The 13,356-nt window shown below is 60.0% G+C and carries 9 protein-coding genes; 4 read left to right on the top strand and 5 right to left on the bottom strand.

The genetic code is table 11. The annotated features are described in order from the left end of the window. Positions 1–322: 322 nt before the first annotated feature. Positions 323–1,483, bottom strand: a complete 1,161-nt coding sequence (locus tag BLW08_RS16365) for a glycosyltransferase family 4 protein (RefSeq protein ID WP_254779938.1) — start codon at positions 1,481–1,483, stop codon at positions 323–325. Positions 1,484–2,596: 1,113 nt separating this feature from the next. On the opposite strand from BLW08_RS16365, the gene BLW08_RS16355 reads away from it, so the two are divergent. Both BLW08_RS16355 and BLW08_RS16350 read left to right on the top strand, forming a co-directional pair. Further along, entirely contained in the window at positions 2,597–4,255 is a 1,659-nt protein-coding gene (locus tag BLW08_RS16355; protein ID WP_139244914.1) for a hypothetical protein, read from the top strand. A 33-nt stretch (positions 4,256–4,288) separates the two neighbouring features. After that, positions 4,289–5,428, top strand: coding sequence for an LCP family protein (locus tag BLW08_RS16350; protein WP_254779914.1), 1,140 nt, complete (start codon positions 4,289–4,291; stop codon positions 5,426–5,428). A 141-nt stretch (positions 5,429–5,569) separates the two neighbouring features. On the opposite strand, the gene BLW08_RS16345 is transcribed toward BLW08_RS16350, so the two are convergent. Further along, a complete protein-coding gene (locus tag BLW08_RS16345) occupies positions 5,570–6,373 on the bottom strand; it encodes an alpha/beta fold hydrolase (RefSeq protein ID WP_091326629.1) in 804 nt (267 codons plus the stop codon). A 128-nt stretch (positions 6,374–6,501) separates the two neighbouring features. Between BLW08_RS16345 and BLW08_RS16340 the strand changes: the two genes are divergently transcribed. Beyond that, complete coding sequence (locus BLW08_RS16340; protein ID WP_091326436.1) at positions 6,502–8,019, top strand: S-layer homology domain-containing protein; 1,518 nt, start codon at positions 6,502–6,504, stop codon at positions 8,017–8,019. Between the two features lie 173 nt (positions 8,020–8,192). On the opposite strand, the gene BLW08_RS16335 is transcribed toward BLW08_RS16340, so the two are convergent. Together BLW08_RS16335 and BLW08_RS16330 are read right to left on the bottom strand one after the other, a co-directional pair. Beyond that, positions 8,193–9,098: an alpha/beta hydrolase gene (locus BLW08_RS16335; protein ID WP_091326434.1), complete on the bottom strand. Its 906-nt coding sequence runs from the start codon at positions 9,096–9,098 to the stop codon at positions 8,193–8,195. A gap of 243 nt (positions 9,099–9,341) precedes the next feature. Next, positions 9,342–10,805: a protein adenylyltransferase SelO gene (locus BLW08_RS16330; RefSeq protein WP_091326432.1), complete on the bottom strand. Its 1,464-nt coding sequence runs from the start codon at positions 10,803–10,805 to the stop codon at positions 9,342–9,344. A 230-nt stretch (positions 10,806–11,035) separates the two neighbouring features. Here BLW08_RS16330 and BLW08_RS16325 point away from each other — a divergent pair, with 230 nt between their 5' ends. After that, positions 11,036–12,574: a PQQ-binding-like beta-propeller repeat protein gene (locus tag BLW08_RS16325; RefSeq protein ID WP_091326430.1), complete on the top strand. Its 1,539-nt coding sequence runs from the start codon at positions 11,036–11,038 to the stop codon at positions 12,572–12,574. Here BLW08_RS16325 and BLW08_RS16320 read toward each other — a convergent pair. Beyond that, on the bottom strand, positions 12,571–13,350 hold the full coding sequence (locus BLW08_RS16320; RefSeq protein ID WP_091326428.1) for an enoyl-CoA hydratase/isomerase family protein: 780 nt from the start codon (positions 13,348–13,350) through the stop codon (positions 12,571–12,573). The genes BLW08_RS16325 and BLW08_RS16320 overlap by 4 nt on opposite strands. Between the last annotated feature and the right edge of the window lie 6 nt (positions 13,351–13,356).

Here is a 13,356-nt window from a genome sequence, read left to right as displayed (position 1 = left end):
CTCAGGAGAGTGTCTGCCCATTGAGGCTGGCCCGCTGCGACAGCGACCTCAGCAGCTTTACGGGCGGGCTCTGCTTCGACGCCTGACGCTTGCAAGGTCTCAAAGCGACGGATAAGTCCCGCTTCCTGTCCCGCGGCAAGGCTGGCCAACAGGAAGAGAGGTCGACCTGACGACGGCGAAAGCCTTGAGAGGAAGCGTGCAACAGGCCTTGTGAAACCAGGCGGCAGCTTTCTCAAGAATTGAAGTACCAAGACAAACGGGGCCTCGGTTATGTGCTCAGAAATAGTTCCAGCAGTCAGCCTGACATTGCGAAGGAATTGGATCACGACGAGTGCTCCCGGTCTGGGATGGAGCCCGGACGCACAACAGCAGAGATTGCCTCCATGTATTTGACCGCTAGCTGAGCGTAATCTGCGTTGTCGCGAACCCACTCACGTCCACTGGCGCCGGACGCCAACCGACCACGGTCTGCTGCGAGCTCACGCCACAATTGCGCCACGGCCTCAGGGTTCGCGGGTACGACGTCGCCCCCTCCAGCCTCGAGGATGATCCGTTCAGCCTCACCCCGCACGATGGCTGTGACGTGCCTGCCGATAGCAAGGACTTCATACGTCTTGGACGGCACTGTGGTCTCAAAAGACTTCCAGTCGTCGCGGAGGGAAACGATGCACGTGTCCGCCGCACGGTATTTTTCCACCACTTCTGGCCCTTGAAGGGAGGGAAAGAACGTCACCGGTGCGTTCAGTTCACGTGCCAACTTCACCAACTGGGGGCGGCTGGTGCCATGGCCGACAAGAGTCAGATGGAAGGCGTCACCTAAGAGTGCGCTCGCGCGGATGAGTATATCCAAGCGCTGGCTTTTGCCGTGGTTGCCTAGGTAAAGGGCGTGGAAGGTGTCGCGCTGCGTTGCGGGCGGTTCCAGAAACGGTATTGAGTTGAGATCGAGTCCGTTGCTTACAGTGACCACATTTTGCAGGCCCCGATCCCGCAGCGTGTCCGCAAAGCCCTCTGTCACTGTCACCACCAGATCCGCCCGCTGTTGCACGTATTCCACAACGCGCTCAACTAGGCTTTTCACGCTGCCTTGGACCATTCGTGCATCTCGCGCGAGATCCGGCCAGGCGTCTCGCATCTCGACAATTAATGGCACCCTGCGCAATTTGGAGAGGACGTATCCAGTGGCCAGCGTAGGGAGACTCGGCGCAGTGGCAAGAATTGCATCTGGTTTCTTGCCACCCAGCCCTGCGGGAACGGACATGACAGCCGAAAAAAGCTGATCTACGAAACGCGCCAAGGACGATGTGCCCAAGTGTCGCAAGTACGGAACACGGCGGATCGTTTCCCCGTGGGGTCCGTTTTGATGTGAAAAGGCAATCCCAGCCTCCCGGCGGGGCAGGTTGCGTCGGCCGTTGGGATAATGCGCCACCGGAGCCACGACATCGACATCCCACCCAGCCCGCCGAAACTCCCGTGCCAAGGACATCCACCTGCGCTGTGGAGGACTGTGTTCGGGCCAGTACGAGTGTGTGAGGAGCATGAGGCGCATCGCGAATGCAGGATTTTCCGCGGCCTTTTTCCCGGGGAGGGAGTAACCCATCGGCCTACTTGCCGTTGAGGCGGGGTCCGGGGACTCCCTTAGATCGCAGAGCGCGGAAGTAGGCAACACCCAGAAGGATCAACACGAGGACGGTAAGGCCTTGGACAATAGGGTTATTATCAGCAACCGGTGCCAAAGCTACCTTCAGGGGGCCCGCGATGTCCGCGCTGACAACCGGCGGAGCGACCGTCTTTGTGGGCTCGGGTGTGGGAGTGGGCGTGGGCTCAGCGGAAGGCGTTATGGTCTCTGCCGGCGCTTCCGGTTCGACGAAGTAGCCTTGGACCTCAGCATCGGTGGGAGTGACAGGAACTGGTGAGTTTTGAGCCGGCGCGACTGGAACGACTGGTTCAACGACAGGCGGGACCGGGGGCTGCGTGACAGCCGGAACGACAGGTGCGGGCTCCTCGGAAGGCTGAACCGGGGCAGGCGTAGGCTCTGGGTCCAAGGGCGTCGGGGTCGGAACTGGTTCAACAATGGGAGGAACAACTACTGGAGGTATGACCGGCGGCGTCGTAGGCGTTCCCGGGTCGACTGGTTGCCCGGTTTCCTGCCCAGGTCCGGGTTCCGTTTCGGTAGCGATTGCAGGCTGGGTTCCAAGGAACCCAAGAATGGCCAGCATCAAAACCACAAGCGCGGCTCGAACACGTTTGATTCCGGTGCCCAACTTTCCCCCCGTTGAATATGTTTCAGAACGCTGTCAGTGTCCTGTCGAACGCAACCGCCTGAGACTTGGCGGCGCACGGACGTCCACCATCGGAGGGCGACCCGGATTAGTTTATCGTATGGATTAGAGTCGGCCCTTCTCCGCTACTTTACGGCCTTCCAGTTCGGGGAGCGCTCCTGGAGTCCTCATGTCCGTGGCGGTCCTTCGCCTTGCTAGAGTCGTACCTGCCCCCAGCCGAAACCAAGGAAGACATGCCGCTACGCAAGCTGCCTACGTGTGAAGCATCTCCCAATTGGTCCCAAAAACCAGTCTTCCCCACGAAACTCCGACGTTTGGTGGCCGCACTCGCTGGGCTCTCCGTTGCGATACTGGTTACCGCCGGGCCGAGTTCCGTCCAACACGACGAAGCAAAGCTTCAAACTGCTGAAACGCACAGCCCCGAGGCTTCAAACACGCCCAGCCCAAAGGTAGCCGACCCGACGTACCCGATCACCGGATACTTCATCTCCGCTAGCTCTCGAGACGCTACGAACTATAGGAAACTGGCAGACATCAAGGCATCCGGCGGCGATACTGTCATCACTTTCGGAATATCACTCCAGCCTGCCACCCTCGATTCGATTCCCCCCGACTGCCTGATTAACGGGAAGAATTGTGCCAGGGTCGCCGCTGGCTCCCTTAGCATTGATCGCTATTTCACATTCTTGGATGGAAGCAATTGGGGAAGTTCGGCTCTCAAGTGCCCGAACGATCGCAAAGTCACACACAAGGGACAATCCTTTTCAGTGCTGGTTCTGCCCAAACTGGGGCAAGGCTGCGTCTCCTCCAACGGCAAGTACGACGTTGTGGTTGTCGGTGGCAGCAGTTCATCCGCAATTGATCCATCTCATTCGCTGGCAAAAGCAGCCACCAAACTCGGCATGAAGTTCTTTGCTGGCATGCCCGCTCCAGCGAAAAGAACTGAGCTTCCATATCTTCCGGACATCTCCTACCAGGAGACGCTCGCTGCCTTTACTGAGCGGTTCCTGTCCTACCAAGCGACAACCAACGACACACCAGGACTGGCCGGCTTCTACCACCACACCGAGATGCCACTGACCGATAGTCCCGCCTTCGACTCGATCCTAGACATATACAGAGTCCAAAATCGTGCCATTCATCGCTACCTCCCCACACGTCAGGCGGTCGTGAGTCCGTACATCGACGCTCGAGTTGACGGGGGAATCAGTCCAGAAAAGGCGCGCAAGGGGATCCGCAGAATCGCCCAGACCGCGGGAGGCCTTGTGCTAAATATCGCGATCCAGGACGGCATGGGCACCGGCAAAGGCGGAGCGTTCAGCGGCAGCGATGCCAACTCCGCGGTTGATCCCTTCGCGGCGACTATCGTGGGCGAAGGTACATGGGGCAACAAGTACCTCGCCCCCAACAAGGACTACTTTTCCGCAGCGGCCTCAGGGATTTCAGGAACAGGGGCTGTGCTTTGGGCCAATCTGGAAGGGATGGCGCCAGCAACGACTGCAAACGGCTGCGCTGACAGTCTTCGCGGACAGACAACCAAGGCGAGGCTGGACCGCCAGCTTCAACAGATGGGTACAGCCAAGAAAGTCATTTCCTTTATGTGGGATGAGTACTTCACCTGCCAAGGAACTGGCACTTCCCTGACGAAACAAATCGAGGTGGGACTAACAACCCCCATCATCACCGACACGTATTTTTTCCCCGAATCTGGACGAGTCGAGATTGTCGGTTTCAACTTAAGAGGAAGTACAGCCACACTGAAGTGGTCCAGCCAAAAGGGGCAACCACTTGAGAAGTTGGTAAAGGCAAGCAGTCTAAACACCGCATACGGACTGCAGAAAGGAATGAACCCCAAGCTCCAAATGATCACGGTCAACGTCGGTGCCATAACCACCAAGGCCAAGGGGACCTATTCTGTCAAAGTAACCAATGGGTGGGGCGTGAAATCGACAGAGTTTCGTTCCCTGGTCTCCTAGCAACTCCCTCCAGCGACCGCGTCTGAACGGTCAATGAGCTGGCAACTTCTGCACCTTGATAGAATCATCACTGCTGATGCCAACATCAAGGAACACATGACGCTCCCGACAGACACCCAAACTCCCTCTGCTGAGTCCCGTCCCCGACGTCAGAAAAGCGGCAAGAAAACTGCGCGGAATGTACTCCTTGGCTTCGCCGCCGCAGTGCTGGTTGCTGGCCTCATAGGAGGCGCCTACATTTTCAATCTGGCGCAGACTTTCAACTCGGGCACTACGAAGATCGAAACTGCATTTCCTGAAGAATCGACACGACCGCAGAAGGCGGAACCTGTCAACGGCACGGCTGCGATGAACATCCTGGTGATGGGCAGTGACACCCGTGGATCTGCTGAACTCGATGTCGACACCCCTGTGTCTACTGACCAGCGGGCCGACACCCTTATGCTGGTTCACATTCCGGCAGACCGTAAGAACGTCTACGCCGTATCCCTTATGCGTGACTTATGGGTGGACATCCCCGGCAAGGGAGAGTCCAAGATCAACTCGGCTCTTGCCCAGGGCGGTGTCCCGCTCATGGTCCAGACTGTGGAGTCGCTTTTTCAGCAGCGCATTGACCACGTAGCCATGGTCGACTTCGAAGGATTCAAAGGCCTCACCGATGCCTTGGGCGGCGTAGAAGTTGACGTGAAGATTCCGTTTGCTCCGGCCAAGGGCCCCATGAAGGGCCATTATTACGAAGCAGGCAAGCAGACCCTGAACGGCGACGAGGCCCTTGCATTTGTGAGGGAACGAATGTCGTTCAATGACGGCGACTACCAGCGCGTGCGAAACCAACAGGCGTACATGAAGGCGATCATCAGCAAGACAATCGCTCGTGAGACACTAACCAACCCCGTGACTGTCAACAGTATGGTCAGCGCAGTTTCTCCATTTATCAGCGTCGACAAGAGTTTCGACGCCACAGCCATCGGTAGCCTCGCTTTGGGCATGAAGGACCTTCGAGCGAACGACACCGTTATGTTTACTTTGCCAACCCTCGGGACGGGAACTTCGACGGATGGTCAGTCGATCGTCGTCGCAGACACCACAGCCATCTCGGAGATCGCAACGGCTCTATCAAAGGACCAGCTGGGCGCCTACGTGACCGCACACGCACTCGAAAAGGGCAACTGATAGTCGAGTAGAACGCGTCCGAATGTAGCAAGCCCCTGCACTGAATATCAGAGGTGCAGGGGCTTGCTGCTTTACCTCCGGAACAGGAGCACCGTAACAGGTGCACCTGTAGGGGGGAATCGACGAGGGCCGCCCCGTACATCACCCAAGAAACCCCACCACATCCCCCGCCACCCGCTCCGGACATTCCCACAGCACCAGGTGCCCGGTCTCCTCATAGATCTTGAGACGGGATCCCTGGATGCGCCGTGCCAGGGTCTCTTCATGGTTCCGCGGCACCAGGTGGTCGTAGGCACCCCAGAGAATCAGAGTGGGCGTTGAAATACTGCCGGCTTCCGTCGGCGGGACGGCTTCGTAGAAGCCTCGCAGCGATTCCTTCCAAACAGACGCGGGCATGGCCAGACCGTCCTGTACACGGTCCTCTATATAGGAGGCGGGAACGGTGTGCAGCAGCCGGTACCAGGACAATGACCCGCGCACCCACTCCTCCGAGATCGGATCAGTCAGAGAATCCACTTCGGCGGCAAACGCCGGCGTGCCGTGGAGGCTCAACGGCGCCCCCACCAAAATCAGCGATGCCACAAGATCGGGCCGCGCCACCGCCAATTGCTGCGCCACATACCCCCCGCTGGACGAACCCAGCACGTGGGCACGAACAAGGCCCAGGGCATCAAACAGGGCCACGACGTCTTCGGCTACCTCCACCAACGAATAACCGCCCGGAGGTTTCTCAGCAAGACCATGTCCACGCAGGTCCGGTGCCACCACAACCACATCCGGGAGTGCGGCAATCAACCGCTCAAAACTCCGCCAGGACTCACCCCAGGCGTGCAACATAACCAACGGCGTGCCGCCGTCGTCGACCGTTTGCTCAAGGTGACCTCGGACAAAACAGGGAACACTGATGCCGGTCCGCAGAGCTACAGTCCTGACCTCGGACTCCATGGACCCAGAGTACGCCCGCCACGCTGGAGTCACGAGGTGACAAGGTTCCTGACGGAAGCCATCCCGCCTGTACGATCCCATGATGTATGCGCTGCTCAGAGCGCTCTAATCGAATATGGGGAACCCAGATGCCCAAGGCACTTTCGTGGTTGGCGATCCTATCGCTGACCGCGTCGGCGGCTGTCTTTTTGCCGCAAACCGCGATCGCTTCGGACAAAGCCAGCGTCGCTTCTCTTCTCTCATCATTGACCGTCGCGGCCGAATCAAATACCGGCTACAACCGCGACCTCTTCCAGCATTGGGTGGACTCCGATCAGGACGGTTGCGATACACGCTCCGAGGTCCTTCAACTCGAATCCTTGACACCCGTGACGTTCAATCCCGGTAACTGCACTGTGGCAACAGGTAAGTGGACCTCTTGGTATGACGGCGCGACATGGACAAACGCCTCCGACGTCGACATCGACCACTTGGTCCCACTCGCCGAAGCGTGGGGTTCCGGCGCAAGCGCCTGGACGGCCGAACAGCGCCGCGACTACGCCAACGACCTCACCTTGGACGTGGCCCTCGAAGCTGTGACCGACAACGTGAACCAGTCCAAGAGCGATCGCGACCCGGCCGAATGGATGCCGCCGCTGGCAGGAACAGCCTGCCAATACGCAACAGACTGGGTACTGGTGAAATACCGTTGGCAGCTGGCAATCGACCAAGCTGAATCGGCGGCCATCTCATCGGCCATCCAAGGCTCCTGTGCAACCACGCAGGTCACCATTCCCACAATCGCCGTGGACGCTCCTCCCACAGAGCCGATCACGTTCAGCGACGTCAACAGTTCCACCCAGTTCAATGCAGAGATCTCCTGGCTCGCATCGCAAGGGATCTCCACGGGTTGGGTAGAAGCCAACGGGACGCGCACCTACCGTCCGCTCAGCCCCGTAAACCGTGACGCCATGGCAGCGTTCCTGTACCGCCTGGCCGGCAAACCTGCCTTTACTCCCCCTGCGACGTCGCCGTTCACTGACGTGACGCCGTCGAGCCAGTTCTACAAGGAAATCACCTGGCTGGCAACGAGCGGCATCTCAACGGGCTGGACCGAATCGAACGGTTCCAAGACTTTCCGCCCCCTCACGCCCGTCAACCGTGACGCCATGGCAGCGTTCCTGTACCGCTTCGGCGGCAACCCGGACTTCTCCGAGCCGGGCACTTCCCCGTTCGAGGATGTCCCTGTAGGAACCCAGTTCTACAAGCAGATCACTTGGCTTGCCGCGCAGGGCATCTCGACAGGTTGGGACATCGGCTATGGCTGCCGCGCTTATAACCCGCTCCAGCCCGTGGCACGTGACGCCATGGCAGCGTTCATGTACCGCTTCGTCAACGGCGGCACAGGTGGAATCACAGGCAACACGTGCTCTCCTCCCCCTCCGCCCGTTGTAACACCTCCGCCCACGCCGCAGCCGCCCGTGACTCCCCCGGTCACCCCGCAGCCGCCGGCGAACCCTGGCAACACCAAGAACTGCACGGACTTTGCCACATGGCGTCAGGCCCAGGACTGGTTCGACTACTACTACCCGTGGTACGGCGACATAGCAGGTCTTGACAGCGACGGGGACCGCATCGCCTGCGAGAGCCGCCCGGGTCACCCGTAGCGGAAAGCACGACGGCGGTCCCTGGCTTCGAGAGCAGGGCCCGCCGTGGTAACGGGCCGGGCGCACGCACCAAGCAAGGCACTCGGTCAATTACCAGCTAGCGGCATTAGAGTTGAAGTGTCCCGCCTGATCCCCCATCAGGCGGGACACTTGCGTTGTAGCCGGGTCTTGGCCTAAAGGCTCCGTCCGGCTTTCCAACTCCGGAACCCCTCAGCGATATCCGTGGCGTGCGTGTGATGGAGGTAGTGCTCACCCGGGAGGGGCACCACGGTACCGTCCCAGACGCTCTCTGCTTGCCTCTCATGAAGTCCCAGCCAGTCCGGGTTCTGTGCGTTCTCAGACACAGCAAAGAGAAGAAGGGGCAGCGCCTCGGGGAAGACCGTTCCCTGGGCACGTTCGAAATTGGTGGCTATGTGGGTCATCTCGTTGAGGTAAGTGGGAGAGATGGAGTTGCGGTTGCTGAGCATCCGCATCTGCTCACGGGCATGTTCCGAGTACACGTCGCTGTAGCCATCATTTAGCGCGGCGACAATGCGGAGCAGACCGAGATTCTTCGCGGCGGAGAGCAACCCGGTAGGGAACCCGGCGTCCATGCCGGGCTGTCCGGGAACGCTGGAGTCGATGCCCACGAACGCTGATACTTCCTGCGGATAGCGGGCTGCGTACTCAATGCCGTAAATACCTGCGATGGAGTGTCCCATCAGGACGTACCGGTCAACACCCAGCGTCTCAAGGGCCGTGTGGACCTCCGCGACGATGTTCTCCGTGGTCCGTTCCCGATCAGTGCCGTCGCTGAGGCCGTAGCCGAAGGGTTCAACAACAATTACACGATGATCTGTGGCGAGGTCCCTGACCAACGGCGCAAAATCAAGGACGGGAGAAGAGGTACCAAACCCGGGCAAGAGCACAATGTTCTCCCCTGCCCCGCTCATGAAGACGTTCATCTTGCCGCCGTTAACCTCCACGCGCTGGCCATAGGATTCAATCCGGTGGCTCTCGGATTCACTGGCAACCACATTCACCACGGTGGTGGTCGCCAGGCCGACCGCCAGTACCGCCCCAACGGCAGCGGCCCCCATCAGCATTTTCCTAACAGACCTCTTCAACCGTGCCTCTCCACGGGCACACCATGCGCCCCCTATCTCCAGCCTTGTGGATAGTGGAGCCGCGCGCGTCACCCCTGGGTGTGCACTTATGTACTGCCTTGGTGGTACACGAAGATCGTCCTCACGATGAATCATCGTTCCGAGGGACCGGTTGAAGCGGAACGGCAGGGTCGGAAACAGGCAGGCAGAATCTCAACCTGGCTGGCCCCCGCTCAGTTACGTGCCGCAGAAAGTCCGGTACGGTCCGAAGCTTTCGGGCGCGGGGGCGGCAAACTTTTCCAGCCCAGGGCGTTCTTTGTACGGATCGAATATGGCTTCGAGCAACCGCTCCGATGGCACCACGTCCCCCTCTGTTGCGGCGGCGAGCGCTTCCTCCACCAAGTGGTTGCGTGGGATGTAGATCGGGTTGACCCTGTCCATGGCATCCGCATCCGGCTTCAGTGTCCGCCAACGATCCAGCCAGGCGTCGAACGCCGCCAGGTCGAGGATCATTCCGCGTGCGGGTTCAGCCTGCCCGCGGGCCGCCTTTCCCAGAACGCGGAAGAACGAGGTGTAATCCGCCCTCGCCTCCTGCACCAGCACAAGCAGGTTATCCACCAAGGGTGAGGCAACGTCGTCGTCAATTCGCTCCGGTAGCCCAAGCTTGGCTTTCATGCCCGCGAACCAGGCAGCGCTGTACTGCTCGCGGAACCCCTTCAGTGACTCGACAGCAAGGGACACCGCCTGCTCCTCATCCTCATGGATGAGAGGCGCGAGCGACTCGGCAAAACGCGCAAGGTTCCACTCTGCTACCAGCGGCTGATTGCGGTAGGCGTAGCGGCCTGTTTCATCGATGGAACTGTAAACCGCTCCCGGGTCGAAGCCCTCCATGAAAGCACAGGGACCGTAGTCGATGGTCTCGCCAGACACAGTCATGTTGTCCGTGTTCATCACCCCGTGCACGAACCCGACCAACATCCACTGCGCCACAAGTGTCGCCTGGACAGACACGACATCCTGAAGAAGGCCCAAGTAACGGTTGGGTTCACGGTCCGACGACGGGTGGTGACGTTCGATCGCATGATCGGCCAGCCGGCGCAACAGGCCCAGGTCGTTGCCGGCCCTGGCGTATTGGAAACTGCCAACTCGCACATGGCTGCTGGCCACCCGGGTCAGGACCGCCCCTGGAAGGAGCCTCTCGCGCTGCACCTGGCTCCCTGTCCTGACGACGGCAAGGCTCCTGGTAGTGGGAATATTCAAAGCATGCATGGCCTCACTGACGATGTACTCCCGCAGCATCGGACCGACCACAGCCCGGCCATCCCCGTTTCTTGCGAAAGGCGTACGCCCCGAACCTTTGAGGTGGATGTCGCGGAGCTTCCCGTCGGCACCGGAAATCTCGCCGAGGAGCAAAGCCCGCCCGTCGCCAAGACGCGGTGAGTACCAGCCGAACTGGTGACCTGAGTAGGCCTGAGCTACCGGTGTTGCAGCTTCCGGGACGGCATTTCCGATCAGCAGGCGGACGCCCTCCGGGCTCGAGAGAAAGTCAGGATCAAAACCGAGTTCGACGGCGAGTGGCCGGTTGAGTGCCACCAGCCGCGGTTCGGGAGCTTCGTCTGCCCGCCAAGGAACAGCCATCTCCGGGAAGTACCGGGCGAACTGCCCTTCGAAAGCAATAGTGGAACGCGCGACGTCACTCATCTCCCAAGGATAGCCATCCCGGCCCCGGCCCCGGCCGGCAACCGATAATGTGGGTGCCCAAGATCTACCAGATGGTTCCTCGTGACGAACACCTTTGGCTGGTGAGACAACCGGAGGCAACCATCCGGGTAGGTGAGCTGTATTCTCTATCTGAGCCACGCTTAGCTGGCCTTTTCTGGTTTGGAACTCCGCCCTGCAGGTGCTGAACCATTGATGTTCCTGGGGGAACCATGAATCACTCTCCAACGGCGCCTCTTTCTGCCCGCCTGAAGTCTGTGGGACTCGGTATCGTAGCCGTCGGTGCAGCGATCTTGCTGGCGTCGTGCACCGCATTCCCGATCCCCGGCCTGCCCGTTGCTACGACACCAGCGCCGAGCAGCCCTCCGCTGGAGCGAAACACGGAGATTGCGACGGCGGCCTGGGAGGTGGCGCTCGAACCGATCGGCCAGCCTGTGGTTGCCGACGGTGTTGCGCTGGTTTACGCCAAGAGCGCGACAGGCGTCTCTGCCCACGCCGTTTCCGTTGCCGATGGCAAACAACTGTGGACTCAGCCCGTCCATCCGGGCTACGAGGCACCTTCGGTTCCCTTGGAGCCCGTTGTCAGCAGGACAGCCGCGGGACGGAGCGCCGCGATCTTCCTGCAGGCCGCTTCTGCACCGGCTGGCCTCGACACTGACGTGGCATGGTGGACTGCGCCTGTTGCCTTTGATCTGAACACCGGCAAGGAACTGTACCGCGGACGGCCGGAAGTGGTCAGCACCCGCCCCTTCGCCTGCGATGGATTTTTCGATCTGTGCTTCATCGCCTATGACGAAAAGTCCGAGTCGGTTGAGCACTGGGTGGACCTTGAATCCGGAGAGGAGTCCGGAGGGGCTGATATCAACCCGCTTACCGGGGTCTTCGGGCCGGTGGGCAAAGAACTGTACTCAGTGGTGGAGGACGGCGTCGAAAAGCTGGCCCACGTCGCTTACGGCGAGGTCCTGTGGGAACTGGAGCTGGAAAAGGTATTTGGTAAAGGGGCCTCCACCGATTTCGGCCGGCACTTCGCCTACTCCGAAAAACTGGACCTCTATGTGGGCTCGGTCGGAATCAACCCAACGGGTGTTGAACCCCAAAATCTGACCAAACAATCGTTGTCGATGAACCTGCGCGAAACCACTAAGACGGTAGGCTTCCGGGCTTCCAGCGGGCAGGTGTTGTGGACGGCGGACGGCTCCACCCTGGATTGTTCACAGACAATCGGAACCGAGGCCACCACGTTGGAGGATGGGGATTCCTTTCCCGTCCGGTGCGAGTTCACGGAGGGTTTCATCGAGTTTCCCTCAGGCAAATACCGGAGCGCCAAATCGAAGCTGGTTGGCTACAAACCCCTCACCGGCGACGTCTCATGGGAGACCGAACCCGTGGATGTCGGATGGAATACCCGTGAACTTATTCCCACAGCGAGCCATGGCGACCTTGTCATTGCCGGCGTCCCGATGAGTCAGAATCTCCTTGATACCCGGACTGGAAAATTCCGCGGCACAAGCTTTGAAGATGTCTTTGTCTGTTTGGAGCAGGCAACGTATCCCATGCCGCCCGATGGACCCTATAAGGATGCTCCCGGTTCAGGCTCGTTCTGGGCATTCCCGTGCATGAAAAGTGGCTCCGCCGTACCTGCACTCACCTATGGCGCCCTCACCGATGTAACCACCACGGATCAGGACATGGCGGTCATATCCTTGGAAGGCAAAGTGGCCGGGTACAAGCTCCTGAAGGACTTCGTCTAGCCTTTGAAAACCGGCGCCCGTTTCTCCTGGAACGCACGGAAACCTTCGGCGTAGTCGTCGGTTTTGCACAGCCGCGCCTGCTCCGAGTTTTCCTCGGCCATGGAAGCCCACAGGCCCAGGCGCTGATCGCGAATGTGTGCCACGAGTTCCTTCGAAGCATTGAAGGCTTCGGTGGCACCAACGGCAACACGGGAAACGATGGCCCGCGTCTCCTCCAGCAAAACATCCGCCGGCATGGCCCTGCTGAACATCCCCTGCGCCACAGCTTCGGCGCCGCTCATGAGGTCGGCGGTGTAGATCAGGTCCAAAGTGCGGTGCATACCGAGCCGTTCGGCGAAGTACCAGTGCCCACCGGAATCCAACGTGGCTCCCAGCTTGGCAAAGGGTGAGCCGAACTTGGCGTTGTCCGCCACGTACACAACATCGGTGGCAAGCAACAATCCCAGTCCAACACCCAAGCAAGCACCGTGAGCGGCGGCGAACGTCGGTGCCGGGAACGCAGCCATCTTCTTCAGCAATGGCTCCACGAGTCCGCCGAGGTACGCCTGCGCGTCATCGGTTTCAGGAGTCACGGCGGCGATGTCGCGGCCGGCGCAGAAGGCGCGTCCCTCTCCGCGAAGCAGCAGTGCCCGCACCTCACCGCGGGAGGCGGCGGCAGCAGCGTCGTCGTACGCTTTGTCCAGTTGGGCAAGCGCGTCCTCGTTCAGCGAGTTCAGCTTGTCCGGGTAATTGAGGACGATTTCGGCAATGCCGTTGGCAATGGAGAGCTCGATCATGGGACT

The organism is Arthrobacter sp. cf158, from assembly GCF_900106835.1.
In the GTDB taxonomy this organism is placed as follows: Bacteria; Actinomycetota; Actinomycetes; order Actinomycetales; family Micrococcaceae; genus Arthrobacter.
This window is presented reverse-complemented; position numbering and strand designations above follow the sequence as displayed.

Excerpts from the sequence above, each read along its gene's own strand:
- BLW08_RS16335 (WP_091326434.1), bottom strand. The coding sequence starts at position 9,098 with ATGGGGGCCGCTGCCGTTGGGGCGGTACTGGCGGTCGGCCTGGCGACC.
- BLW08_RS16345 (WP_091326629.1), bottom strand. The coding sequence starts at position 6,373 with ATGGAGTCCGAGGTCAGGACTGTAGCTCTGCGGACCGGCATCAGTGTT.
- BLW08_RS16330 (WP_091326432.1), bottom strand. The coding sequence starts at position 10,805 with ATGAGTGACGTCGCGCGTTCCACTATTGCTTTCGAAGGGCAGTTCGCC.
- BLW08_RS16340 (WP_091326436.1), top strand. The coding sequence starts at position 6,502 with ATGCCCAAGGCACTTTCGTGGTTGGCGATCCTATCGCTGACCGCGTCG.
- BLW08_RS16325 (WP_091326430.1), top strand. The coding sequence starts at position 11,036 with ATGAATCACTCTCCAACGGCGCCTCTTTCTGCCCGCCTGAAGTCTGTG.
- BLW08_RS16350 (WP_254779914.1), top strand. The coding sequence starts at position 4,289 with ATGAGCTGGCAACTTCTGCACCTTGATAGAATCATCACTGCTGATGCC.
- BLW08_RS16365 (WP_254779938.1), bottom strand. The coding sequence starts at position 1,483 with ATGTCCTTGGCACGGGAGTTTCGGCGGGCTGGGTGGGATGTCGATGTC.
- BLW08_RS16320 (WP_091326428.1), bottom strand. The coding sequence starts at position 13,350 with ATGATCGAGCTCTCCATTGCCAACGGCATTGCCGAAATCGTCCTCAAT.